The organism is Mesorhizobium ciceri biovar biserrulae, assembly GCF_001618845.1.
GTDB classification, from domain to species: Bacteria; Pseudomonadota; Alphaproteobacteria; order Rhizobiales; family Rhizobiaceae; genus Mesorhizobium; species Mesorhizobium ciceri.
This window is the reverse complement of the sequence record NZ_CP015064.1, coordinates 4,409,239-4,432,518: the sequence shown is the minus strand read 5'-3', so window position 1 is coordinate 4,432,518 and position 23,280 is coordinate 4,409,239. Positions and strand designations below refer to the sequence as shown.

The 23,280-nt window shown below is 62.4% G+C and carries 23 protein-coding genes; 12 read left to right on the top strand and 11 right to left on the bottom strand.

Annotated features, from left to right (window positions below; translation table 11 throughout):
• Nucleotides 1-82: 82 nt before the first annotated feature.
• From A4R29_RS20810 to A4R29_RS20800, 3 genes are all read right to left on the bottom strand, one after another.
• Nucleotides 83-1,456, bottom strand: a complete 1,374-nt coding sequence (locus A4R29_RS20810) for a glutamate--cysteine ligase (protein ID WP_063172773.1) — start codon at nucleotides 1,454-1,456, stop codon at nucleotides 83-85.
• Between the two features lie 244 nt (nucleotides 1,457-1,700).
• Complete coding sequence (locus tag A4R29_RS20805; RefSeq protein ID WP_013530342.1) at nucleotides 1,701-2,435, bottom strand: 16S rRNA (uracil(1498)-N(3))-methyltransferase; 735 nt, start codon at nucleotides 2,433-2,435, stop codon at nucleotides 1,701-1,703.
• A gap of 31 nt (nucleotides 2,436-2,466) precedes the next feature.
• Nucleotides 2,467-3,114: a hypothetical protein gene (locus tag A4R29_RS20800; RefSeq protein ID WP_063172772.1), complete on the bottom strand. Its 648-nt coding sequence runs from the start codon at nucleotides 3,112-3,114 to the stop codon at nucleotides 2,467-2,469.
• Between the two features lie 88 nt (nucleotides 3,115-3,202).
• On the opposite strand from A4R29_RS20800, the gene A4R29_RS20795 reads away from it, so the two are divergent.
• Nucleotides 3,203-3,901, top strand: a complete 699-nt coding sequence (locus tag A4R29_RS20795; RefSeq protein WP_027162214.1) for a type 1 glutamine amidotransferase — start codon at nucleotides 3,203-3,205, stop codon at nucleotides 3,899-3,901.
• Nucleotides 3,902-4,194: 293 nt separating this feature from the next.
• Nucleotides 4,195-4,326: a hypothetical protein gene (locus tag A4R29_RS35390; protein WP_013893872.1), complete on the top strand. Its 132-nt coding sequence runs from the start codon at nucleotides 4,195-4,197 to the stop codon at nucleotides 4,324-4,326.
• Nucleotides 4,327-4,364: 38 nt separating this feature from the next.
• On the opposite strand, the gene A4R29_RS20790 is transcribed toward A4R29_RS35390, so the two are convergent.
• The 3 genes from A4R29_RS20790 to A4R29_RS20780 are packed head-to-tail and all read right to left on the bottom strand — an operon-like array spanning nucleotide 4,365 to nucleotide 7,134.
• On the bottom strand, nucleotides 4,365-5,138 hold the full coding sequence (locus A4R29_RS20790) for a metallophosphoesterase (RefSeq protein WP_063172771.1): 774 nt from the start codon (nucleotides 5,136-5,138) through the stop codon (nucleotides 4,365-4,367).
• 27 nt (nucleotides 5,139-5,165) lie between these two features.
• A complete protein-coding gene (locus tag A4R29_RS20785) occupies nucleotides 5,166-6,311 on the bottom strand; it encodes an alpha-hydroxy acid oxidase (RefSeq protein WP_013530347.1) in 1,146 nt (381 codons plus the stop codon).
• A 19-nt stretch (nucleotides 6,312-6,330) separates the two neighbouring features.
• On the bottom strand, nucleotides 6,331-7,134 hold the full coding sequence (locus A4R29_RS20780) for an FCD domain-containing protein (RefSeq protein ID WP_063172770.1): 804 nt from the start codon (nucleotides 7,132-7,134) through the stop codon (nucleotides 6,331-6,333).
• A gap of 206 nt (nucleotides 7,135-7,340) precedes the next feature.
• Here A4R29_RS20780 and A4R29_RS20775 point away from each other — a divergent pair, with 206 nt between their 5' ends.
• The 4 genes from A4R29_RS20775 (at nucleotide 7,341) to glcF (ending at nucleotide 13,053) form a co-directional block, all read left to right on the top strand.
• The gene (locus A4R29_RS20775; protein WP_013530349.1) at nucleotides 7,341-8,663 is read left to right on the top strand and encodes a DUF3422 family protein; all 1,323 of its coding nucleotides are present in this window, start codon (nucleotides 7,341-7,343) and stop codon (nucleotides 8,661-8,663) included.
• Between the two features lie 128 nt (nucleotides 8,664-8,791).
• Nucleotides 8,792-10,288, top strand: coding sequence for an FAD-linked oxidase C-terminal domain-containing protein (locus tag A4R29_RS20770; protein WP_013530350.1), 1,497 nt, complete (start codon nucleotides 8,792-8,794; stop codon nucleotides 10,286-10,288).
• Nucleotides 10,289-10,511: 223 nt separating this feature from the next.
• A complete protein-coding gene (locus tag A4R29_RS20765) occupies nucleotides 10,512-11,717 on the top strand; it encodes an FAD-binding protein (RefSeq protein ID WP_063172769.1) in 1,206 nt (401 codons plus the stop codon).
• 10 nt (nucleotides 11,718-11,727) lie between these two features.
• Nucleotides 11,728-13,053, top strand: coding sequence for a glycolate oxidase subunit GlcF (gene glcF / locus A4R29_RS20760; RefSeq protein ID WP_063172768.1), 1,326 nt, complete (start codon nucleotides 11,728-11,730; stop codon nucleotides 13,051-13,053).
• Nucleotides 13,054-13,071: 18 nt separating this feature from the next.
• On the opposite strand, the gene A4R29_RS20755 is transcribed toward glcF, so the two are convergent.
• Together A4R29_RS20755 and A4R29_RS20750 are read right to left on the bottom strand one after the other, a co-directional pair.
• On the bottom strand, nucleotides 13,072-13,992 hold the full coding sequence (locus A4R29_RS20755; RefSeq protein WP_013530353.1) for a bifunctional 5,10-methylenetetrahydrofolate dehydrogenase/5,10-methenyltetrahydrofolate cyclohydrolase: 921 nt from the start codon (nucleotides 13,990-13,992) through the stop codon (nucleotides 13,072-13,074).
• Between the two features lie 260 nt (nucleotides 13,993-14,252).
• A complete protein-coding gene (locus A4R29_RS20750) occupies nucleotides 14,253-14,990 on the bottom strand; it encodes a L,D-transpeptidase (RefSeq protein ID WP_032808011.1) in 738 nt (245 codons plus the stop codon).
• Nucleotides 14,991-15,204: 214 nt separating this feature from the next.
• On the opposite strand from A4R29_RS20750, the gene A4R29_RS20745 reads away from it, so the two are divergent.
• On the top strand, nucleotides 15,205-15,843 hold the full coding sequence (locus A4R29_RS20745; protein ID WP_063172767.1) for a DNA-3-methyladenine glycosylase I: 639 nt from the start codon (nucleotides 15,205-15,207) through the stop codon (nucleotides 15,841-15,843).
• A 2-nt stretch (nucleotides 15,844-15,845) separates the two neighbouring features.
• On the opposite strand, the gene A4R29_RS20740 is transcribed toward A4R29_RS20745, so the two are convergent.
• On the bottom strand, nucleotides 15,846-16,097 hold the full coding sequence (locus tag A4R29_RS20740) for a hypothetical protein (RefSeq protein WP_024502332.1): 252 nt from the start codon (nucleotides 16,095-16,097) through the stop codon (nucleotides 15,846-15,848).
• A 247-nt stretch (nucleotides 16,098-16,344) separates the two neighbouring features.
• Here A4R29_RS20740 and hisS point away from each other — a divergent pair, with 247 nt between their 5' ends.
• The 3 genes from hisS to hisG are packed head-to-tail and all read left to right on the top strand — an operon-like array spanning nucleotide 16,345 to nucleotide 19,724.
• Nucleotides 16,345-17,847 carry a histidine--tRNA ligase gene (gene hisS, locus A4R29_RS20735; protein WP_027160986.1) on the top strand — a complete coding sequence of 501 codons (1,503 nt, stop codon included), beginning with the start codon at nucleotides 16,345-16,347 and terminating at the stop codon, nucleotides 17,845-17,847.
• Between the two features lie 60 nt (nucleotides 17,848-17,907).
• Nucleotides 17,908-19,029: an ATP phosphoribosyltransferase regulatory subunit gene (locus A4R29_RS20730; protein WP_027160985.1), complete on the top strand. Its 1,122-nt coding sequence runs from the start codon at nucleotides 17,908-17,910 to the stop codon at nucleotides 19,027-19,029.
• Nucleotides 19,026-19,724 (top strand): ATP phosphoribosyltransferase, encoded by a 699-nt coding sequence (gene hisG / locus A4R29_RS20725; RefSeq protein WP_027160984.1) that lies wholly within the window; start codon nucleotides 19,026-19,028, stop codon nucleotides 19,722-19,724. The genes A4R29_RS20730 and hisG overlap by 4 nt, the downstream gene beginning before the upstream one ends.
• A gap of 215 nt (nucleotides 19,725-19,939) precedes the next feature.
• Here the strand turns inward: hisG and A4R29_RS20720 are convergent, their stop codons facing one another.
• Nucleotides 19,940-20,551 carry a hypothetical protein gene (locus A4R29_RS20720; protein WP_063172766.1) on the bottom strand — a complete coding sequence of 204 codons (612 nt, stop codon included), beginning with the start codon at nucleotides 20,549-20,551 and terminating at the stop codon, nucleotides 19,940-19,942.
• Here A4R29_RS20720 and A4R29_RS34510 point away from each other — a divergent pair.
• Both A4R29_RS34510 and A4R29_RS20710 read left to right on the top strand, forming a co-directional pair.
• Nucleotides 20,550-20,726 (top strand): hypothetical protein, encoded by a 177-nt coding sequence (locus A4R29_RS34510; protein ID WP_161491084.1) that lies wholly within the window; start codon nucleotides 20,550-20,552, stop codon nucleotides 20,724-20,726. The genes A4R29_RS20720 and A4R29_RS34510 overlap by 2 nt on opposite strands.
• Nucleotides 20,727-21,187: 461 nt before the next feature.
• The gene (locus A4R29_RS20710; protein ID WP_063172764.1) at nucleotides 21,188-22,231 is read left to right on the top strand and encodes a hypothetical protein; all 1,044 of its coding nucleotides are present in this window, start codon (nucleotides 21,188-21,190) and stop codon (nucleotides 22,229-22,231) included.
• Between the two features lie 17 nt (nucleotides 22,232-22,248).
• On the opposite strand, the gene A4R29_RS20705 is transcribed toward A4R29_RS20710, so the two are convergent.
• The gene (locus A4R29_RS20705) at nucleotides 22,249-23,220 is read right to left on the bottom strand and encodes an IS1595 family transposase (RefSeq protein WP_063172763.1); all 972 of its coding nucleotides are present in this window, start codon (nucleotides 23,218-23,220) and stop codon (nucleotides 22,249-22,251) included.
• Nucleotides 23,221-23,280 lie beyond the last annotated feature (60 nt).

Below are 23,280 nucleotides of genomic sequence, written 5' to 3'. Positions count from 1 at the left end.
TCCTCGCCGAAGAAGCCTAGTTTGTTTCCACTTCCGATTGAAGCGACTTTTGCCGGCCGGTCAGCTTTGCCAAATCCGAGGGTTAATAGGCGTATTCCATGAAAACCGGCTCGATCGAGCCGCCCCAGCGCGTGTGATAGGCCGACAGCATCTCCTCGGCGCTGGTGGTGCCCCGCGCCACCACTTCGTCCAACGTGTTGAGGAAGGAGGTCTCGTCGTAGCCGTCGCGGTTCTTCTTGCCACGGTTCTTCAGTCCCATGCGGGAAATGACCATCACGTCACGCGCGATCTCGCGCAGCGTGGTGTTGCGGAACGGTGCGGAGATGCCTTGTTCCGGCACGGCATTGCGCATCGCCAGCGTTTCTTCATACGTCCAGCTCGAGGTCAGCGCCTCGGCGGCATCGAGTGCGGCCTCATCATAAAGCAATCCGACCCAGAAGGCCGGCAGCGCGCAGATGCGCCGCCATGGCCCGCCATCGGCGCCGCGCATCTCGAGGAAGCGCTTCAGCCGCACATCCGGGAACAGCGTTGACAGATGGTTCGCCCAGTCGCCCATTGTCGGCAGCCCGTCCGGCACTTCATTGCGCGCGGCCCCGGCCATGAACTGGCGGAAGGTGATGTGGGTCATGTCGTGATAGCGGTCGTCGCGGATGACGAAATACATCGGCACGTCGAGCGCCCATTCGACATAGTCGGCGAAACCGAAATCGGGCAAGAAGCAGAATTCGAGCAGGCCCGAGCGCTGGTTGTCGGTGTCACGCCATATGTCGCCGCGCCAGCTCTGCAAGCCGTTCGGGTGGCTTTCGGTGAAAGGCGAATTGGCGAACAAGGCCGTCGACAGCGGCTGCAGCTTCAACGACACCTGCATCTTGCGGCGCATGTCGGCCTCGCTCTCGAAGTCGAGATTCACCTGGATCGTGCAGGTGCGGTACATCATGTCGAGGCCCTTGGTGCCGACCTTGGGCATGTAGCGCGTCATGATCTCGTAGCGCGATTTCGGCATTTTCGGCGTCTCGGCTAGCGACCATTTCGGGCTGCCGCCGAGGCCGAGGAAGCGGATGCCCATCGGCTCGGCGATCTCGCGCACCTGCGCCAGATGGGCGTTGCCCTCGCGACAGGTCTGGTGGATCGTCTCCAGCGGTGCGCCGGAAAGCTCGAACTGGCCGCCGGGTTCCAGCGAAATCGCACCCTGGCCGGTCGGTTCGACCAGGCCGATGATGCGGCCGTCATCGACGATCGGATCCCAGCCGAGCTTTTCCTGCATGCCTTCGAGGATGGCGCGGATGCCACGCTCGCCGCCATAGGGGACCGGTGCATTGCCGTCGACATAGAAGGGGAATTTCTCGTGCTCGGTGCCGATGCGCCATTTGTCGCGCGGCTTGTTGCCTTCGGCCAGGTGCTCGACGAGTTCGTCGACACCTTCGATCGGGCGGAAATCGGTCGTATCGCGCGCCATTTATGAACCCTCTGCACATGACCCCGAAAATCGGCTTTCGACTTTCGCCGGGATCATGTGCCCCAATGGAATGCTACAGTGTCCTTTGCACGTCCGAAAGGAGGCGGGCGCTGTAGGACGATCGGACGATCGCCGGCGCTAAATGGACGAAATGTCAGCATACGATCAAGCGAAAAATCCTGAGCCAGAGGTCAACAGGAATTGAACGTTACTCCGCTCTCCGTCCCTTGCAAGGGATGACGTCTCACCAGTCTCCGACTGTCGCCTGCATGACCGCGAATGCGGCCACCGCCGCCGTATCGGCGCGCAGGATACGCGGGCCGAGCGGAATGGCGGTGACGAAGGGCAGGGCGCGCAGCATCTTGCGCTCATCGTCGGAAAAGCCACCCTCCGGCCCGACCAGCAGCCCAAGCTTCTTTTCCTTGACCGCCTGCAGCGCGGCCAGCGGATTGTTGGTCGAAGCATCCTCGTCGCAGAAGATCAGCCGTCGCTCTGTGTCCCAGCCGGTCAACAGGCGGTCGAATTTTTCGGCTTCGCGCACCTGAGGCACCGCCAGGATGCCGCATTGCTCGGCGGCTTCGACGACATTGGCGCGCAGGCGATCGATCGACGGCTTGGCCACTTGCGTGTGCTGGGTAATGACCGGCTGCAGGATGCCGGCGCCCATCTCGACCGCCTTCTGCACGAGATAATCGAGCCGGCCCTGCTTCAGCGGCGCAAAGCAGTAGACGAGATCGGGCAGAGGCGGCTGCGGCCGCTGCAGCGCCGACACCTTCAGCCGCACCGCCCTTTTCGTCTTCGCCGATATGGCCGCCGACCACTCGCCGTCGCGGCCATTGAACACCAGGATTTCGGCGCCTTCGCCAAGCCGCAGCACATGCAGGAGATAGTGGCTCTGCTGTTGGCCGGCCTCGAATTCGATGTCCGGCGCGAGATCGTCGGTCACGAACAGACGTTGCATTTTGTAATTGGCGCGCATCGCCGAGGAATGAGCGAGCCGGCCGCCGGCGTCAAGCCTCGGCGGTCGGATGCCACACCGGCCGAAAGCCGTGCCGCAGCACGCAGAGCGTCGTGGCCGGCGTCAGTAGCGAGAGTGTCTTGCTTTTGAGCATGTCGAAATCGTTGGGGTGCTCATATCCCGCAAAGGACCAGCGCAGTGCCTTGCCGCTACGCAAGGCATAAACAGTGCCGCCATCCGCAACCACGACGCCGTCCGGCAGGCCGGCAAGGTCTTCAACCGCAATCACCGGCGGCTTGCCGCCTGACGCCAGCCGCTCCTTGTGCAGCCGCTTGTCGACCATCGGCGCGCGCGGTTCGGCGATGCCGAAGGCTTCGCCGAAGCGGCCGACGAAATCCCTGGCCCGTTCGCGCTGGCAAAAGAAGCAGGGGCGATGCCCGGCCGCCAATGCGGTCACCTCGTCGAGGAAGAACAGCTCGGTCCAGCCCGCTTTACCGCCCTTCCGGTTGCGGCCCATCGGTTCGCGCTGCACATTTCGGAATTGGCAGACGCAGACGATCCAGGCTTGAAGCGCCCAGCGCTTTTTCTTGAGCGTCTTCGTCTCGGGGTCGTGGATGATGCCGCGATTGCCGGTGAACATGCCGCGATCGGGCACCGCGTGGATGATACCGAACGGATCGACCCGGTTCTGCAGTGGCATAGTTTTCTCTCCGGACACGCATCTTGGCTGCAATGCGAGCGGCATGATATCGCTCGTCGCAGCTTTTTCATGTCAGCAGGGTTTTGCGATGCGGGTGCTGGTGGTCCAGAACTACGACAATACCGGCCTCGGCCAGGTCGGCGCAGCACTTGCGGAAGCGGGCGCCGATCTCGACCTGCGTCTCCCTTACAGGGGCGATCCCCTGCCGGATGACGCGGCCGGGCATGATGCCATGGTGGTGCTCGGCGGGGGCCAGAATGCGCTGGCCGATGATGAGTATCCCTATTTCCCGGCACTGCTCGAACTGACCCGCGACTTTGCCGACAAGGATCGCGCCGTGCTCGGCATCTGCCTGGGCAGCCAGCTCGTCGCTCGTGCCTTTGGTGGCGAGAACCGTATCGGCGGCGCCAATGAGTTCGGTTGGCACGGCGTGTCGCTGACGCCTGACGCCAAGGCCGATCCGGTGCTGGGCGCTCTGCCGGCAAAGTTCCCGATCTTCCAATGGCACGACGACACCTTCGTGTTGCCCGAAAACGCCGTGCGGCTTGCCGGCAACGATGTCGCCGAGAACCAGGCGTTTCGCGTCGGCCGCGCCGTGTACGGTTTCCAGTTTCATTTCGAGGCCGACCGGCCGATGGTCAAGGACTGGAGCGCGTCCTTTGCCCCGACCATCGCTGCGCGCCATCCCGACTGGGCCGGCAAGCTCGATGGCGAAATGGCCCGCAACGGGCCCGATGCGGATGCCGCTGGCCTCGCCATTGCCCGGGCCTGGGTAGCGACCATCTGAGCGTTGGTCTCTCCGTACCCTCCAGCGTGACATAATTGGCACGCGGCGGTGAAACCGCCTGGGGAAAACGGTTTCATTCTTGGCTTGTGTCCGCCCGCCATCCTAGAAGGCGCGCGCTCTGCATCTTCTGTGCAACGGCTATGAACCTTTTGTGTGACCCGCGCGACACACCGTTGATACAGAACATGCCTAGAAGCGCAAAATCGTCGAAACTTTGAAGCGAATTCTCCGTTTCAACGCATTGGTAACCGCCTGGTGCACAGATGCAGAAAGCTCAACAAGAGATGACCTCCGTGAAAGCAGCGCTTCTGTCCTTTGCCATGTTGTCCGCCATCGTGCTGTGCGGTCTCGGCATCTATGCCGCCGACGCAGCCAACAACCACAACGCCGTCGACGGTTACGGCGTCACCGCCTCGCTGCGCTAAAGCGGGAAGCGTCTTTCGCGTCCTCCGACGCGCGGCGCTCAAGCTTCCTTGATCGTCATTGTCAGGATGCGTTTGTCCGCGCCGTCGACGACGAGCGCGCTCAGCATGCCTGATTGCCAGGCAAGCGTGTCGACATTGACGCGGTTTGCCATCACTTCCGCCTCCGGTACCGGCGTGTGGCCGTGCACCACGATCTTCGGATAGAGGTCGGGGTGGTTGTGGAAGACGTCGCGGATCCAGATCAGATCCTGCGGGTTTTGCTTCTCCAGAGGAATGCCCGGCCTGATGCCGGCATGGCAGAAGAAGAAGTCCCCGAAAGTCACGGAAAACGGCAGCGATCGCAGGAAGTCGATGTGGCTTTGCGGCACGGCCTCGACCAGTGCCTGATGTCCTCTGCGCACGGCCGATTCGGCCTTGCCGAACCACACGCTTGTGCCTTCACTGATCGTTACGCCGTAAGACTGTGCCGTCTGGATGCCGCCGAACCGGATGAAAAGCCCTTCCGGGTCAGGGGTCTTGAGAAAATCGAGAAAGCCGATGTCGTGGTTGCCGGCCAGCATCAGGTGACGAGGGTCTCGCTCTTGCGCTTCGATCAGGAAATCGATGACGCCCTTCGAGTCCGGCCCGCGGTCGACATAGTCGCCAAGATGGATGACGCGCCAGTCGGCAGGCGCCTCCTGCTCGATCTCGGCCCTGATGCGCAGATGCATGGCGGCCAGCAGGTCGAGCCGGCCGTGGACGTCGCCGATCGCATAGAGACGGATGCCGTCCGGCCCATGCGCGTCGAGAAAATGGATGCCGGATTCTGCCAACTTTTCGGTGTCTCCGTGGTCAGGCGGTCACGGGACCTGGCGCCGGAGCTGGTCCTTGCCCATGTCGGTGACAAGACGCTTTCCGCACAGCGCCAGCGTGATGTCCATCTCCTTGCGGATGATTTCCAACGCCTTGGTAACCCCTTCCTTGCCAAGCGCCCCCAGGCCGTAAAGAAACGGCCGGCCTATATAGGTTCCCTTGGCACCGAGGCAAAGCGCCTTCAGGACATCCTGGCCGGAGCGTATGCCGCCATCCATATGCACTTCGATCGTGTCGCCGACCGCGTCGGCAATCTCTTCCAGCACGCCGATCGACGACGACGCACCATCGAGCTGGCGCCCGCCATGGTTGGAAACGATGATCGCGTCGGCGCCGGTCTTGGCCGCCATCAGCGCGTCCTCCTTGTCGAGAATGCCCTTGAGGATCAGCTTGCCGCCCCAGCGCTCCTTGATCCAGGCGACGTCCTTCCACGACAGATGCAGGTCGAACTGCTCCGTCGTCCACGATGCCAGCGAGGCCATGTTGCCGACGCCCTTGGCGTGGCCGACAATGTTGCGGAAGGTCCGCCGCTTGGTGCCGGCCATGGCGGCGCACCAGCGCGGGCGGATGGCCATGTCGACGATGTTGGTCAGCGTCAGCTTGGGTGGCGCCGAAAGCCCGTTGCGGATGTCCTTGTGACGCTGACCGAGAATCTGCAGGTCGAGCGTCAGCACGAGCGCCGAGCATTTCGCCGCCTTTGCCCTGTCGATCAGGTTGAGCACGAAATCCTTGTCACGCAGCACATAGAGCTGAAACCAGAACGGCTTCGTGGTAACCGAGGCGACATCCTCGATCGAGCAGATGCTCATCGTCGACAAGGTAAACGGCACGCCGAATTCCTCCGCCGCCTGCGCCGCCAGCATCTCGCCATTGGCGTGCTGCATGCCGGTCATGCCGGTTGGCGCCAATGCCACCGGCATAGACACTTTTTCGCCGATCATCGTCGATGCCAGCGAACGGTTGTCCATGTCGACGAGGACGCGCTGGCGGAACTTGATCTTCTGGAAATCCTCCTCGTTGGCCCGATACGTGCTTTCGGTCCACGAACCGGAATCGGCATAGTCGAAGAACATCTTCGGCACACGCCGGCGTGCGAGGTCCTTGAGGTCGGCGATGGTCAGGATCTGGCTCATGGGCTTCCCGTTTCGATAGCTAGGAGCGTTTGCGTGCTGGTTCTGTATCGGTGGCGTCAACGCGCTGTTTCAACCTCAGCCGCGAGACGCGCTGCCAGTCGCCGCTGCGCTCGGCCTCCGCCATCGACCGTTCGACATAGGTGATGTGGTCCATCGCCGCCTGGCGGGCGGTGGCCGGGTCGCCGGCCTTCACCGCCGCATGGATCGCCCGGTGCTGCGCGAGCAGGGCGTCGCGCGCGCCGGGTACGGTGAACACCAGCAGCCGGTTCTGGAACACGCCCTCCGACAGCAGCCGATAACAGGAGCGCAGCGTGTGCAAAAGGATGATGTTGTGTGCGCATTCGCAGATCGCGTGGTGGAACTCGACGTCGATCTCGGCCTCGTCGTCGAAGTCGCCGGTCCGGTGCGCATCGTCCATGCGTGCCATGATCTTGTCGAGCAGCGCCATGTCGTCTGGGGTGGCGCGCCGTGCCGCATATTCAGCCGCAACCCCTTCGATCTCGCGGCGGTATTCCAGATAGTCGGTCACTGCCTTGCGGTGCATCGAGATCAGGTCCGTCACCGGTTTGGTGAAGAGCTGGCCGATGACATCGGCGACATGCGTGCCGCCGCCGGGCCTTGTCGTCAAAAGGCCGCGTCCTTCCAGTGCCTTCAGGGCGTCACGCAGGATCGGCCGCGATACGTCGAACTGGCGTGCAAGCTCGCGCTCGCCCGGCAGCCGGTCGCCGGTGCGCAGCACGCCTTCGAGGATGAGGCTCTCGATCTGCTGCACCACCTCGTCGGCGGTGCGCGAATGCTCGATCTTGGAAAAAATGTCGCTCAACAGAATGCCTGGAAGGTGAACCGGTGCCGCAGGATAGAGCCTGCCTCGCCAACTGGTCAAATTATTTATCCAATTGACAAAAAGCAGGCCGATTTCCCGCCCGATCCCGTGATCTTCGGCTAACTTTGCCGTTTGCGTCGTCAGGCCATTGGCACTAGAGGGACGCGAGTGCAAGCGGGTTCAAGGAAACCCCCGGGGAACAAGCCGTGTCAGACGACCCGTCCGATCTCGAATTCCAGCCGCGCGCCAAGGGCAGCGTCATGGGCTTTCCCGCGCATGAGGGCCGGCCCGGCGCACTCGGCGAGGTTCATGCCCGGCCGCATCCGCTGATCGAAAAGCCACGCGTCCTGATGCAACTCGCGTTCATGACGGAGGGCGGCTCCGGCGTCGACCACGCGGTGCTTTCCGAACTGTCGCGGCGCCTCGGCATCGCCGCGCCCGACCGCCAGGCCCGCCACCATGCCATGAAATGGGGCAAGGGCTCGCTGCGCTGGGAGCGGCACACCGAATTCTCGACCTATTTGTGGGAAGGGCCGCTTTCCGAAAGCGGCAGGACGCAGGAGGACTCACCCTTCGGCAACGGGTTTTCCCCGCCGGGAACCTGCATCTCCGGCATCAGGCTCGAAATCCGCAAATGGACGCAAGCGAGCGAGCAACTGATAGCCGGTTTCGATCCGACCAGCCTGTGCTACTCGCTGGTCGAGCGCGGAAACGCCGCCATCGTTACCGATTTTCGCCAGGATGGCGATGGCTTGACGCGCATGCTGCTGCTCGATCGCGGCTTGACCCCGGCGCGCACCGGCGCGTTGTCGCAGCGGCTTATCGACATCGAAACCTATCGGACGCTGGCCATGCTCGGCCTGCCGCTGGCGTTGACCTTGTCCGGCCGCGCCCGCCGCATCGAGGATCGGCTGGCGCAGACCACGCTGGAGATGAAGGTCGCCGGGACACGGGACAGCCAGACCTTGCTGGCCGATCTGACCGAACTTGCGGCGGAGCTGGAGGCGGACGCGGCGTCGAGCCTTTACCGTTTCGGCGCCAGCCGCGCCTATGACGGCATCGTCGGCGAACGGCTGGACGCACTCGAGGAAGAGGCTGTGCCCGGCTATGACACATGGCGCGGGTTCCTGCAGCGCCGTGTGGCGCCCGCAATGCGCACCTGCCGCTCGGTCGAGGAGCGGCAGGAAAATCTATCGCGAAAACTGACCCGCGCCACGACGCTGCTGCGCACCTGGGTCGATGTCGAGGTCGAGAAGCAGAACCGCGACCTGCTTGCCTCGATGAACAACCGCGCCCGCCTGCAATTGCGCCTGCAGCAGACCGTCGAGGGGCTCTCGGTCGCCGCCGTCTCCTATTATGTGGTCGGCCTTGTCGGCTATGTCGCCAAGGGCGCCTCGATCTTCGGCCATGCCTTCGCCCCGGAGATCATTACCGCTGCTTCGGTGCCTGTCGCCATCCTGCTGGTCTGGTGGGGCGTGCGCCGCGTGCGCCGGATGCACTCCGAACCCGGCAAGCCGCCCGGCGAATAGCAGCGGCAGATTGCCGCTGCGTAAGCCTGTCTCTGCCTTGAAGTTGGATTCGCCGCCATTACAGGATTTGCACCCAACGCGCTTCACTGGTAAAAGATTTTGACCAGTCAAGCGAAATGAGGCTGCTGATGTCCGGCCTGGCCATGCCGAAACCAGACGATGCCACGATGCGCCGGCGCGACGAGATCGTCGCCGACATGCGCATCATCGTGCCGGGTGAGGGCGTTGTCGACGCCGCCAATTCCATGCGCGCCTTCGAGAGCGACGGCCTGACCGCCTATCGGCAGCTGCCGCTGGTCGTCGTGCTGCCGCAAACGGTGGCGCAGGTTTCGCGCGTGCTGAAATACTGCAACGACCGCAACATCCGCGTCGTGCCGCGCGGCTCCGGCACCTCGCTGTCGGGCGGGGCGCTGCCGCTCGAGGACGCGGTGCTGCTGGTCATGAGCCGTTTCAACCGTATCCTCGGGATCGATTTTCCCAATCGCGTCGTCGTTGCCCAGCCGGGCGTCACCAATCTCGGCATCACCACCGCCGTCGAGCAGGAGGGCTTTTACTACGCCCCCGATCCATCCTCCCAGATCGCCTGCTCGATCGGCGGCAATGTCGCGGAGAATTCCGGCGGCGTGCACTGCCTGAAATACGGCCTCACAGCCAACAATGTGCTCGGCATCGAGATGGTGCTGATGAATGGCGAGGTGGTGCGGCTGGGCGGCAGTCACCTCGATGCGGAAGGCTACGACCTGCTCGGCGTCATGACCGGGTCCGAAGGGCTGCTCGGCGTCGTCACCGAGGTCACCGTGCGCATCCTGAAGAAGCCGGAGACGGCACGTGCACTGCTGATCGGCTTCCCGACCAGCGAGCAGGGCGGCCAGTGCGTTGCCGACATCATCGGCGCCGGCATCATCCCGGGCGGCATGGAGATGATGGACCGGCCGGCGATCCATGCGGCGGAAGATTTCGTTCATGCCGGCTATCCCCTCGATGTCGAGGCGCTGCTGATCGTCGAGCTCGACGGGCCGGGCGTCGAGGTCGATCATCTGATCGGGCTGGTCGAGGCGATCGCCTACAAGAACGGCTCGACCACCTGCCGCATTTCGCAGTCCGAACAGGAACGGCTGAGCTTCTGGGCCGGCCGCAAGGCGGCGTTTCCGGCCGTCGGCCGCATCTCGCCCGACTACTACTGCATGGACGGCACCATCCCGCGCAAGGAGTTGCCGCGCGTGCTCGCCGGCATGCGCGAGCTGTCGGAAAAATACGGTCTCGGCGTCGCCAATGTCTTTCATGCCGGTGACGGCAATCTGCATCCGCTGATCCTCTACGACGCCAACGTACCGGGCGAACTCGACAAGGCCGAAAGTTTCGGCGCCGATATATTGCGGCTCTGCGTCAAGGTCGGCGGCGTCTTGACCGGCGAACACGGTGTGGGCGTGGAGAAACGCGACCTGATGCCGGAGATGTTCACCCAGATCGATCTCGACCAGCAGATGCGGGTCAAATGCGCCTTCGATCCCAACCATCTGCTCAACCCGGGAAAGGTGTTCCCGCAGCTGCGGCGATGCGCCGAGCTTGGGCGGATGCATGTGCACCGCGGGCAGGTGGCGTTTCCGGACATTCCGAGGTTTTGAGGGTGATGACGGCGCGTGAACACCCCCCTCTGTCCTGCCGGACATCTCCCCCTCAAGGGGGGAGATTGGCTGCTTGCGCGCCTCGCCCTTCCGTCATCATTGAAGATTGGCGAAGCCATATGCGACATCCGATCTCCCCCCTTGAGGGGGAGATGTCCGGCAGGACAGAGGGGGGCGCCAGGGAACTCGGCATATCCGAACTCGCATCTGGCGCGGTCTCTTCATGACCACCTTCACCCCGACCACCCCATCCGAAGTCCTCTCCACCATAGCCTGGGCCGTGGCGGAAGAGGCGCCGCTCGAACTCCTCGGCCATGGCTCCAAGCGTGGCATCGGCCGGCCGCTGCAAACCGAACACACGCTCGACCTGTCGAAATTATCTGACGTCACGCTCTATGAACCGGCTGAACTGGTGCTGTCGGCCAAGGCAGGCACACCGTTGGCCGAGATCGAAAAACTGCTGGCGGAAAACGGCCAGCAGCTCGCTTTCGAGCCGATGGATTACGGCCCGCTGCTTGGTGGCGAACCGGGCAAAGGTACGATCGGCGGTGTGCTCGGCGCTAACCTCTCCGGTCCGCGCCGGCTCAAGGCGGGGGCCGCGCGCGACCATGTCCTGGGCATCAATGTGGTGTCCGGTCGTGGCGAGGCCTTCAAGTCGGGCGGTCGCGTGGTCAAGAACGTCACCGGCTATGACATGTCGAAGCTGATGGCCAACAGCTGGGGCACGCTGGCCGTCTTCACCGACGTCACCTTCAAGGTGCTCCCGGCAGCCGAGACCGAAGTCACGCTCGCCATCCGTAGCCTGCTCGACGATGCCGCGGCCGCCGCCATGGCCCTGGCGCTTGGCTCGAGTGCTGAAGTATCGAGTGCCGCCCACCTGCCGGAGCGGATCGCCGCGCGCGTCGCCAGCGGCAGTCTCGGCAGCGAGGCCGCCACGCTGCTGCGCGTCGAGGGTTTCGGCCCGTCGGTCGCCTACCGCATCGCCGCGCTGAAAACGCTGCTCGGCAATGCCGGCCCGCTGGAGGAGATTGGCGGCGAGGCTTCACGGCTGATCTGGCGCGACGTTCGCGATTGCAGGCCTTTCGCCGACGGCAGCGAGAAGCCGGTCTGGCGCATCTCGATGACGCCTTCTCAGAGCCACCAGATGGTCCTGACGCTGCGCATGCAGGCCGCCGTCAGCGCCTTTTATGACTGGCAGGGCGGACTGGTTTGGCTGCGCATGGAACAGGGCGATCCGGAAGCCGCTCTGCTGCGCGGGCTGTTGAGGAAACATGGCGGCGGCCATGCGACGCTGGTGCGCGCCGCACCCTCGCATCGCGCCGCTCTACCGGTGTTCGAGCCGCAGCCGCCCGCTCTTGCTGCACTATCGGCGCGCCTGAAACAGGAATTCGACCCCAAGAATATCTTCAATCCCGGCCGCATGGCCTAGGACATCAGCGATGCAGACCAATTTTTCGCTTGCCCAGCTTGCCGATCCGCATGTCGCGGAATCGGAAAAGATCCTGCGCAAATGCGTGCATTGCGGCTTCTGCACCGCGACGTGCCCGACCTATGTGACACTCGGCAACGAGCTCGATTCACCGCGCGGGCGCATCTATCTGATCAAGGACATGCTGGAAAACGGCCGTCCGGCCGACAAGCAGATCGTCACTCATATCGATCGCTGCCTGTCGTGCCTTGCCTGCATGACCACCTGCCCGTCGGGCGTCAACTACATGCATCTGGTCGACCATGCCCGCGCCCATATCCAGGAGACCTACAAGCGGCCACTGCTCGACCGCCTGACCCGCGCCATGCTGGCCTTCGTGCTGCCCTATCCCCAGCGCTTTCGCGCCGCGCTCAAGCTGGCGAAGCTGGGCAAACCGTTCATCGGCCTGTTCGACAAGGTTCCGGCGCTGAAGCCGCTCAGTGCGATGCTCAAGCTCGCGCCGGCGTCGATCCCGGCAGCGTCGCCGATGGGCTCGCCGGGCATCCATGCCGGGCAGGGGACCAAAAGGGGCCGCGTCGCCATCCTCACCGGCTGCGCGCAATCGGTGCTCGATCCCGCCATCAACGAGGCGACGATTTCGCTGCTGACACGGCTCGGCGTCGAGGTCTTGGTGCCGCCGGGCGAAGGCTGTTGCGGTGCGCTGGTCCATCATATGGGGCGCGAACAGGCCGCGCTTGCCTCGGCGAGGCAGAATGTCGACGCATGGACACGCGCCCTCGACCAGGGCGGGCTCGATGCCATCGTCATCACCGCCTCGGGCTGCGGCACGACGATCAAGGACTACGGTTTCATGCTGCGGCTCGACCCGGCCTATGCCGACGAGGCCGCGCGCGTCTCGGCACTGGCCAAGGACGTTACCGAATATCTCTCGACCCTCGACCTACCCGAACCGGTTCGCAAGCCGGGCACTGTCGTTGCCTATCACTCGGCCTGCTCGATGCAGCACGGCCAGAAGATCACCCGCCAGCCGAAAGAACTGCTGGCCAAGGCCGGCTTCATCGTGCGCGAGCCGCGCGAAGGGCATCTCTGCTGCGGCTCTGCCGGCACCTACAACATCCTGCAGCCCGAGATCTCGGCCAAACTGCGCGACCGCAAGGTGAAAAACATCGAGGCGACGGGGGCCTCGATCGTCGCCACCGGCAACATCGGCTGCATCACGCAAATTGCTTCCGCCGCGAAGATGCCGGTGGTGCACACGATCAAGCTGCTCGACTGGGCTTATGGCGGGCCGAGGCCGGAAGGTGTTCTGGCAGAGACCCTGATCGCGGCGGAATAGGACGACCTTGGCGGGCGCTTACTCCGCCGCGAGCCTGTCCGCCGTGCCGTAAGTCGCCTCGTAGAGCGCGCGCTGGCGGCTGAGCGCGACCATGGTGTTGCGCAGCAGGATGGCGACCGTGATCGGACCGACGCCGCCCGGCACCGGGGTGATCCAGGAGGCGACCTCGCGCACGCTTTCAGTGTCGACGTCGCCGACGATGCGGCTGGAGCCGTCGGGGGCGATTTCGGAATTGATGCCGATGTCGATGACGGCAGCGCCCGGCTTGACCATGTCGGCCTTGATCAGCCGCGGCTTGCCGACGGCGACGAACAGCGCATCGGCGCGCCTTGCATGGGCGGCGACCGATCGCGTCATGTGATGGCAGACCGTCACCGTCGCGCCCTCGCTCATCAACAGGAAGGCGATCGGCTTGCCGACGATTTCCGAATGGCCGACGATGACGACTTCCAGTCCCTTGAGGTCGAGGCCGGTTTCCTTCAGCAGCTCGACCGAGGCGGCCGCCGTGCAAGGCGCGAGATCGAGCTGGTTGTAGACGATGTTGCCGATTGAGGCCGGATGCATGCCTTCGACATCCTTCAGCGGATGCACCGCCGCTTGCAGCGTCTTGATCGGGATATGCGCTGGCACGGGCCGCTGGATGATGATGCCGGTAACGCGCGGATCGGCATTCAGGCCGTGGATCGCAGCTTCCAACTCGCCTGCTGTGATGGTGGCGGGAAAGCGCCGTTCCTCGAAATCGATGCCGGCGAGCTCAGCCTTGGCGCGCTGGTTGCGCACATAGACGTCCACCGCATCGGTGTCGCCGACGGTGATCGAGATCAGCTTGGGCGGAAAACCCTCGGCTTTGGCGATCGCTGCGTCCTCGCGAACGGCGGCGATGATGCGCTGGGCGACCGGGCCGCCCTTGAGATAACGGCTGTCTTCGGACAGAGGCATGGGTGAACTCTTTTGTGGAACTTGCCACCCAGATAGCAAAAGAATGCGGCAAAGGGCAGCATGAAAGCGAACCGCTATGCCCGTTGCGCGACGCGTGGGTGACCTTTTGCCCTCGATTTCTGCTCAAAACGGAAAGGGCAGCGCGGTTTCCCGTGCTGCCCTTCCTGACCGGCCGCATCCCCATACGGCCCGTCCCCCGTATCCCTAAACTGGCCTCGAAAAGCGGACTGCTTTGCCGGCCAGGTGATTCGCAAGGACTATTATATCACCTCGACCGTGGTTCCGACATTGACCCGCTCATAGAGATCGACGACGTCCTCATTGCGCATGCGGATGCAGCCCGACGACACCGCGCCGCCGATCGTCCACGGCTGGTTGGTGCCATGGATGCGGTATTCGGTGGTGCCGAGGTAGAGCGCACGGGCACCAAGCGGGTTCTCCATGCCGCCGGCAAGATAGGTCGGCAAATAGCGGCCCTTGGCGGCTTCGCGCTTGATCATCTGCGCCGGCGGGCGCCAGTCCGGCCACTCGCGCTTGTTGGTGATCTTGTGCGTACCCGACCATTCGAAGCCCGGCTTGCCGGTGCCGACGCCATAGCGCCTTGCCTTGCCGTTCTTCTCGACCAGGAAGAGGAAATTCTGCGTGGTGTCGATGACGATCGTGCCCGGCTTCTGGCCTCCGTCATAGTCGACTTCCTGCGGCAGGTAGATCGGGTTGATCTGGGGACGCGCGACCATGCGCTTGGCCGGCGGCTGCACCGCCGCCGTCTGCACCCGGTCGGGCTGCGCCGGGCGCAGGCGTCGCTGCTGCTGCACCACCTGCCGGTTCTGGCGCACGATGCCGGGCGCATGGCCAAGCTGCAGCACCCAGGGTGCGGAAAGGTCGGGGCTCACCATCACCGGCGGCCTGTCGGCATAGCGGTCGCCGGCGGTTGAGGGTGTGACGCCGGCGGCAAACACAGCCACGGCGCCGAGCACGGGAAACAACACTGTCTTCATCGTAACGCACCTTGATCGTCTGATACAAACGGGTGGAAACGTCCTCCCGGTTCGGCGATCATTGGCGCGCAAGCAGCAACCGAAACATGAATCGGAATGCGTAAAATGCGGCTTTGTCAGTAAACCTTTCGGTGTGGTTACCGCCGGGTTCAGGAATCTGGTAAAGCCGCAGTAAATGCCGCGCAAAAGCGCGTTAACGAACGGATTTTGGCCTATGGACAAGGAACACACCGGCCTGCTCGCCGGCCCCGACGGTGTCGCGCGCTGCTTCTGGCACGGCAATCTGCCCGACTATCTGCACTACCACGATCATGAATGGGGCCGGCCTGTGGCCGACGACCGCAGGCTGTTCGAAAAGATCTGCCTGGAAGGCTTTCAGTCGGGCCTGTCGTGGCTGACCATACTGCGCAAGCGGGAGAATTTTCGCGAAGCCTTCGCCAATTTCGAATTCGACAAGGTAGCAAGCTTCACCGACAAGGATGTCGAGCGCCTGCTCGGCAATGCCGGCATCATCCGCCATCGCGGCAAGATCGTCTCGACCATCAACAACGCCAGGCGCGCCCGCGAAATGGTGGACGAATTCGGCTCACTGGCCGCCTGGTTCTGGAAGTTCGAACCCGGCAAGGACGAGCGGCCGCAAATCGTCGACCTCGCCCATCTGCGCGCGAACCCGACAACGGCTGTCTCGGTGCGGATCTCGAAGGAGCTGAAGAAGCGCGGCTGGAGCTTTGTCGGCCCGACCACGGTCTACGCTTTCATGCAGGCCATGGGCCTGGTCAACGATCACCTCGAGGGCTGCGTCTGCCGCCAAGAGGTCGAGAAGCAGCGGAAGGCTTTCAGGCGGCCGAAATAGGCTCAGGTGCCGTTGGCGCTGGCCAGCACCAGGCCGGCGACGATCGCCACCACCGTGGCCAGGGTCGGATAGATCACCAGCAGGCCGGTCATCAACGCGTCGCGCATGGATGGTCCCTTGCCGGTGTCGGCGGGTACTTCGAACGGTCCGGCAGCCTGGCTGACCATTTTCGGGACGTTGATGTCGGCCGGGCGCAAGCGTGCGGACAATCCGGCATCGCTGTCGATGGCATGGAATCTTGCTGTGCTGGTCATGGCCGCGAACCCTCATTTCCCGCGCTTTATCAGCGGCGATTGTGTCGGCACGATGCCGCACGCATGGCGGGATTGTTTCATTTGCGGTCCGGATTGGTTTCAAGGAGGTGCGGCGTCGCCTTCTCTCATCGGCAGCGCCAGAGGTCTGACCCTTGCCGCATCCGACCTCTTCGGTTAGGACACCCGCGTTGCGAAAATCGCAACATTGCCGACCTGCAAGCATCATAAAACGCCGAGCAAACACCCCATGGCCGATAAATCGGAAAAGACGAAAGCGCGACTGCCGCGCGGCTTTGCCGACCGCAGCGCCGAGGACATCCGCGCCGTCGAGAAGATGATGGCGACGATCCGCTCGGTCTATGAGCTTTACGGCTTTGAGCCGGCCGACCAGCCGCTGATCGAATACACCGATGCGCTCGGAAAATTCCTCCCCGACCAGGACCGGCCGAACGAAGGCGTGTTCTCCTTCCAGGATGACGACGATCAGTGGCTGTCGCTGCGCTACGACCTGACCGCGCCGACGGCGCGTTATGTCGCCGAGAATTACGAGCGGCTGCCAAAACCTTACCGCAGCTATCGCTCAGGCTGGGTGTTCCGCAACGAGAAGCCCGGCCCCGGCCGCTTCCGCCAGTTCATGCAGTTCGATGCCGACACGATCGGCACGCCGGGTGTGGCCGCCGACGCCGAAATGGCCATGATGATGGCCGACGTCATGGAAGCGCTGGGCATCAAGCGCGGCGACTACGTCATCCGCGTCAACAACCGCAAGGTGCTGGATGGCGTGCTGGAGGCGATCGGCCTTGGCGGCGAGGAGAATGCCGGCCGCCGGCTGACGGTGTTGCGTGCGATCGACAAGCTCGACAAGCTCGGGCCGGAAGGCGTGAAGCTTTTGCTTGGCCCGGGCCGCTGGGACGGCGGCAAGGAGGGCGAAGGCGACTTCGCCAAGGGCGCCGGGTTGAACAACGGGCAAGCCGAGGCGGTTCTTCTCGCGACTGCGAGGACTATACAGGCCGGCCAGGATTCCATGGTCAGTTCGAACGCGATCTACCAGGAAGGCGTCGGCGAACTCGCCACGATTGAAGCGCTGGTCAGGGCGGCCGGATATGACGAAGACCGGATTGCCATGGACCGCTCGGTCGTGCGCGGCCTCGAATACTACACCGGCCCTGTCTTCGAAGCCGAGCTTCTGGCCGAAATCCCCAACGAAGACGGCCAGATCGTGCGCTTCGGTTCGGTCGGTGGCGGCGGGCGCTATGATGGCCTCGTCTCGCGCTTCCGTGGCGAGCCGGTGCCGGCAACCGGTTTTTCCATCGGCGTCTCCAGGCTGATGACCGCGCTGAAGAACCTCGGCAAGCTTGATGCCTCGGACGTGATTGCGCCGGTCGTCGTGCTGGTGATGGACAAGGACACCGACAGCCTCGGCCGCTACCAGAAGATGGTGGCGGAGCTGCGCGCCGCCGGCATTCGGTCCGAAATGTATCTCGGCGGCGCCGGCATGAAGGCGCAGCTCAAATATGCCGACCGCCGCGGCTGTCCGGTCGCCATCATCCAGGGCGGCGACGAGCGCGCCAAGGGCGAGCTGCAGATCAAGGATTTGATCGAAGGCGCGCGCATGTCTGCCGAAATATCAGACAACGCCGAATGGCGCGCCGCACGCCCGGCGCAGGTGACGGTGGCGGAGGGCGAGCTGGTCGTCGAGGTGAGGAAGATATTGGCGGCGCAGGCTGAGGAGAGGGCGCGTGGCAAGTAGAGGCCGCGTTGGCGCCTCTGGTTTGGGACCAGAGGGTCGTGCAGCACTGAGGTCAGCAAGTTGACCTCCCGCACCCCCGCCATCTCCACCGACATCACCAACCTTTTCGCCACGCGCAACACGCATGCGGTCGAGGTCGCCATATTGCAGCCGGCGGACCCGTTCCTCGACATGGCCGGCGAGGATCTGCGCCGCCGGATTTTCCTGACCGAAAGCGAGACCGGCCAGACATTGTGCCTGCGGCCGGAATTCACCATCCCGGTCTGTCTCGACCACATCAGCTCGCAGGCCGGCACGCCGCGCCGTTATTCCTATCTGGGCGAGGTGTTTCGCCAGCGCCGCGAAGGCGGCAACGAGTTCTTCCAGGCCGGCATCGAGGATCTCGGCGACCGCGATACCGCGCAAGCGGATGCCCGCTCGGTGGCCGACGCGCATGCGCTGCTGTCGCTGGTGCTGCCTGGCCAGGCATTGGCGATCACGCTTGGCGACCAGACCATTTTCGAGGCGGTGCTGGCCGCCCTTGGGCTGCCGCGCGGCTGGCGCATGCGTCTTGCCCGCGCTTTCGGCTCGGCGCCGATGCTTGAGGCGGCACTCGCCGATCTCGCCAACCCGCCGCGCAACAGCCAGCTCTCAGGTCCGGTCGCCGCTCTGGTCCTCGACGGTGATCTGGACGGTCTTTCCGCCCATATCGCCAGCGGCATGGAAGAGGCCGGCCTGTCGGCGTCCGCCGGACGCTCGCCGTCCGACATTGCCCGGCGGCTGATCGAGAAAGCCGAATTGCGCAGCGTTCGGCTGTCGAGCGAGGCGTTTTCCGCGCTGAAGGATTTTCTGGCGATCGACGTTCCGCTTGATGGTGCGGCCCAGGCACTGGAGACCTTCGCCACCGGCGCAGGGCTGTCGCTCGATGTCGCGCTGGAAAAGTTCGCTGCCCGCGCCAAGGCGATCGAAGCGCATGGCTTGCCGGCCGATAAAATCCGCTACGACGCCGCGTTCGGCCGCCCGCTCGACTACTACACCGGCCTGGTTTTCGAAATCGCGGCGGACAATGGCGACCGGCCGCTGGTCGGCGGCGGCCGCTATGACCGGCTGCTGACCTTGCTTGGCGCCAAGACGCCGATCCCCGGCGTCGGCTTTTCCGTCTGGCTCGACCGCATCGAGGCGTTGCGGGAGACGGCGCCATGATCACGCTGGCGATCCCATCCAAAGGCCGCCTGAAAGAGCAGGCGCTGGACGTGCTGGCCAAAGCCGGGTTAGCCGTCAGCCTGCCCGGCGACGAGCGCAAATACCACGCCCGCGTCGAGGGCCTGGACGATGTCGAAGTGGTGTTCCTGTCGGCTTCCGAAATATCAGGCGAGATCGGCCAGGGTGCCGTCGATCTCGGCATCACCGGCGAGGACCTGGTGCGTGAAAACCTTGCCGACTGGGAGAGCCGCGCCGAAATCGTCGCCCGTCTCGGTTTTGGCCATGCCGATGTCGTGGTGGCCGTGCCGGACATCTGGCTCGACGTCGACACCATGGCCGACCTCGACGACGTCGCTGCCGATTTTCGCCAGCGCCATGGCCGGCGGCTGCGCATCGCCACCAAATACTGGCGGCTGACCCAGCAATTCTTCTCGCAGAAGCACGGCATCCAGGTCTACCGCATCGTCGAGAGCCTGGGGGCCACCGAAGGTGCGCCGGCGGCGGGTCTGGCCGATGTCATCGTCGACATCACAACCACCGGCTCGACGCTGCGCGCCAATCATCTCAAGGTGCTGGGCGATGGCCTCGTCCTGCGCTCGCAGGCTTGTCTCGTGGCATCCAGGAAGACACGGCCGGCGGCCGATGAAGCGGTCCTGCGCGACATCGCGGCGAAGATGGCGACTGCGGTCGGATAGCGGCGGGCCTTCGCCCGCTGCCCCTCAGGGCTCTGAACCGGCTTGAAAACCCTGACGGCGGCCGTCCCGCGGTGTCGGTAGCCTTGCGCCGGGGCTTTCCTGTATAGGAATTATTTCCTAATTATATACGTGACAAAGTATGTGTGATTCGATAGAAAAGCCGGGACAGGCCGGTGCTGACGAAATCGAGATATCCACGGACCTAGTGGATTTCGCTAGGGACCTTCTTGGGGAGGGTCTGACCGCTGAATCGTCGTACGAATCGGTCCGACAATATCTTTTTCAAGTAATTCGATATGGGGGCTTACGCCCAAGTGGGCCGCGATCTTCATCCTGATGGCGTCGTAATCAGTCGCCAGCGTCTTGAACTCACGCTCGCAATTCTGCAAATCCTGAAAGTCGAATATGTATTTGCCTTTCTTCGAAAGCAGCGTTTCGCCGGGCTTCAGAAATTGCGTGATATTGGCTGGTCGGTAGAAACGCATCAGCGTGGATGGGTCTTTGGCTCTTGTAGATGCCATAAGCCATCGGCCATGAACCAGATTGTTGCGCTTGGTTGCCAAGCCTCTTGCTCTACCTTGCAGGGTCTCCAATTCGCCTAAGAGGTCAACGTCTGAGATTGCGCCGCCTGCAACGACCATCACAGCGTCTCGTTGTGATTGAAAGCTTCCCACGGCTTGAAAGAGAGATTGGGACTGACCGGCTTCCATCGGCTTCAGGATGACGTAGAATACCTTCCAAAGAGCGTGCTCGACCTTTACCCAGGCATCGAGCGCGTCAACGAACTTAAGCCTAATGGCGTCATTCTCCGGAGCTACTTTCGGCATGAACAATCCCGCTAACAACAAAACAACCGATGACGAACGGCGCTTCAACGACACGCTGCAACGGATGCTGAAAACGCCGCCTAAGCATCATGATGCTACCGCCCAAAAGAAACCTGAAATCAACAGTAATAATAAAAAACAGCGGGATAATTCGGCCGACGATTGCAAAACCTAGCTGCTCAGGTGATAAGTCCCCCAGTGTCCGGGGGGAAGCCTGACAGTGCCTTTTATACCCAAAGAAGAATTGCCGAACGACGGCACGTGCCCACCACCTGCCGCAGTCGAGATGACAGGGCGGTTTATCAGGCTGGTTACCGGGCCAGAAATAGACGAGATGTTTTGCCACTCTCACAATGCTCTGGGGCTGCCTCCGCGAAAAAAGTCAGATCCATGCGTTTGGGCAGCTTGCTCGCTAATCGTCTACGATGAAAATTGGGTGGATGGCCCATTAGCTCGGGTGCGGGATTTTGCGCAGAACGTTGGCTTGCTCAAACACAAGACATTCGGTGCAATTATTGATATAACACCGGAGTCCGGTGTCGGACACCGTGGGACGGAGGAGTCGCCTCACGTGAGCTTTTGGATGGCGGCGGGCTTTGATCCGATTGGGGCGGTTGTTGAAGTGGTGAGCCTGCTATGAAGGCTCGCAACAAGAGACACGCGTCTTTCGTCCAGACATTGGTGTATTACGACGGCCCCATCCTTGCGCTGCTGCAGGATCGCCAAGGCAACAATATAGTCGCATTTGCGGTCTCCGATGAGGTTGAAGGCTTCGATGAGCCCTTCATAGCAAAGTCTACAAGCCCAAAGCTGCTATCGGACTATCTCCGGCAGAGAATCGATCTCAGCTACCTCATGCGAGAGCGGCGGGGTGGCGAGCCTTATATGTTCGACTGGGCAAAGTTCGAAGATGAGGTCCAGCTTATTCCCGCCGAAGCGGTGGTCGAAAATGTCTCGGAGCTTTTGCCTTCTCCTGGATTTTTTGCTCGAAACCATACTGAGCAATTCAAAGGCATAAAGGTCTCGTCTCTCACCAGCCATAGCTACCGAATTGATGGCAGGTGGTCGGCGAATGACTTTTCACGGTTTTACGCCAAACTCGATGACCTATATAGCTTGTTCTCATACCTTGGCGAAGTGAGGGATGCCTCTGGCCCACTTGCTCAAAACCTAGTCGAAAAAATTGCGAAATATCCGTGGCAACGAGGCGGAAGCTATCTGGGTTTTTTCAAAGATATCGCGGCGGGAGCTAAAGAGGACTATCCGCTTCAGGTATCAAAGATAAAATATGCCTCACCCGGAGTGATAGAGGTCAAGGGCGTTTATAGCTCGCTCACACAAATTGATGCTCTTATTGGCATATTCGATTCCAAGAAATCTGATCTATCAACCCTGTATCGAGAACTGCACGGTATATTGGATCGAGATGGGGTTTTAGGCACGGATAACAAAGATTTCTCGAACAAAGCTACAGAGAGAATGGCCGTGGAACGGTCCGACAGTCTTTTGGCGGGTTTGGGTGTCGCTGACCCGGAAGCGGTCAAAGACGCGTGTCAAAATCACTTCGTGCCTTATGCAAAGATAGCCTTAGCTATTTATCGTCGTGGTGAGGACTTTCATCGCTTCCACGCAGAGGGTCGCATGCGGCTTCCCTCTGAAGTTTCTTCCTCAGGACGATAAACTTCCTTGCTTTCTGTTTAGGCGAGATCGCCTTCGTTAATCCGCCGATAAGTGAGGCGCTTGCCTTCGATCATCGCAAGCAACTGGTCATGGCGTTCGGTGTCGGTGATCTTGAGCGCCGTGCGGCGGTTATAACGGAAATCAAACTCGGCCAAGTAGCGATGCAAATGAGCTTCGCCGCAATGTTGATAGACGCCGACCATGCCGCGCTTGAACACCGAGAACACGTTCTCAATCGTGTTCGAATGGATCGACACGCCGTCCTCATAGCGGACGTATTCGCCAGCGGAATGGTTGGTCGTCTTATGTGAGGCGTATTCCTCGCCGGTCACGGTGTAGAGCTTGGACTGGTCGGTGTAGAGCGTCGATTTGCGGTCGGCATTGCGGACCAGGATATCGCGCACCACGGCCTTTGTGGCGTGCTGGACGTGAACCATGCGGGCTTTGCCGCCACGCTCGACAAGGCCGATAACGGTGCGCTTCGGCTTCATCTTGCGCTTCAAGCGCGGCTGGCCTTTGCGCTGAGGCGAAAGGTAATCGCGATCCACGCGACCGATATAGGTTTCGTCTGCTTCGACGGTCTTGCCTTCGCCACCAAGCGGGCCAGCGGACTTTACGTCTTCTGCCATGGCTTCGCGGATGCGGTGCGCCATAAACCAAGCGGTCTTGTAGGTGACGCCGAGCATACGGTGCAACTGATGAGCGCTCATGCCTTTCTTGGACGAAGCCATGAGGAACGTCGCCAGAAGCCACTTGTTCAAGGCGATCTTAGAGCGCTCGAATACGGTTCCGACAGTGACGGTAAACTGTTCGCGGCATTCCATGCAGTTGTACAGGCCGGGACGGTGCGCCTTACCTTCCATCTTGGTGATGCGGTCGGGATTTGCATTGCCGCAATGCGGGCAGTTAGGACCATGCGGCCAACGCTGCGCTTCCAAATGGATGCGAGCGGCGTCGGCGTCTTGGAAGATTGGGCTGTCGAGTTTCATGGCTAGGTGCTCCCTGCCATGTTTGTAGCAAATGCCTCATGCTTTGTCACGTATATAATT

Bases quoted from the DNA above. Each gene is read 5' to 3' on its own strand.
- A4R29_RS20810 (WP_063172773.1), bottom strand. From the start codon at position 1,456: ATGGCGCGCGATACGACCGATTTCCGCCCGATCGAAGGTGTCGACGAA.
- A4R29_RS20805 (WP_013530342.1), bottom strand. From the start codon at position 2,435: ATGCGCGCCAATTACAAAATGCAACGTCTGTTCGTGACCGACGATCTC.
- A4R29_RS20800 (WP_063172772.1), bottom strand. From the start codon at position 3,114: ATGCCACTGCAGAACCGGGTCGATCCGTTCGGTATCATCCACGCGGTG.
- A4R29_RS20795 (WP_027162214.1), top strand. From the start codon at position 3,203: ATGCGGGTGCTGGTGGTCCAGAACTACGACAATACCGGCCTCGGCCAG.
- A4R29_RS20785 (WP_013530347.1), bottom strand. From the start codon at position 6,311: ATGAGCCAGATCCTGACCATCGCCGACCTCAAGGACCTCGCACGCCGG.
- A4R29_RS20770 (WP_013530350.1), top strand. From the start codon at position 8,792: ATGTCCGGCCTGGCCATGCCGAAACCAGACGATGCCACGATGCGCCGG.
- A4R29_RS20765 (WP_063172769.1), top strand. From the start codon at position 10,512: ATGACCACCTTCACCCCGACCACCCCATCCGAAGTCCTCTCCACCATA.
- glcF (WP_063172768.1), top strand. From the start codon at position 11,728: ATGCAGACCAATTTTTCGCTTGCCCAGCTTGCCGATCCGCATGTCGCG.
- A4R29_RS20755 (WP_013530353.1), bottom strand. From the start codon at position 13,992: ATGCCTCTGTCCGAAGACAGCCGTTATCTCAAGGGCGGCCCGGTCGCC.
- A4R29_RS20750 (WP_032808011.1), bottom strand. From the start codon at position 14,990: ATGAAGACAGTGTTGTTTCCCGTGCTCGGCGCCGTGGCTGTGTTTGCC.
- A4R29_RS20745 (WP_063172767.1), top strand. From the start codon at position 15,205: ATGGACAAGGAACACACCGGCCTGCTCGCCGGCCCCGACGGTGTCGCG.
- A4R29_RS20740 (WP_024502332.1), bottom strand. From the start codon at position 16,097: ATGACCAGCACAGCAAGATTCCATGCCATCGACAGCGATGCCGGATTG.
- hisS (WP_027160986.1), top strand. From the start codon at position 16,345: ATGGCCGATAAATCGGAAAAGACGAAAGCGCGACTGCCGCGCGGCTTT.
- hisG (WP_027160984.1), top strand. From the start codon at position 19,026: ATGATCACGCTGGCGATCCCATCCAAAGGCCGCCTGAAAGAGCAGGCG.
- A4R29_RS34510 (WP_161491084.1), top strand. From the start codon at position 20,550: ATGAACAATCCCGCTAACAACAAAACAACCGATGACGAACGGCGCTTC.
- A4R29_RS20720 (WP_063172766.1), bottom strand. From the start codon at position 20,551: ATGCCGAAAGTAGCTCCGGAGAATGACGCCATTAGGCTTAAGTTCGTT.
- A4R29_RS20710 (WP_063172764.1), top strand. From the start codon at position 21,188: ATGAAGGCTCGCAACAAGAGACACGCGTCTTTCGTCCAGACATTGGTG.
- A4R29_RS20705 (WP_063172763.1), bottom strand. From the start codon at position 23,220: ATGAAACTCGACAGCCCAATCTTCCAAGACGCCGACGCCGCTCGCATC.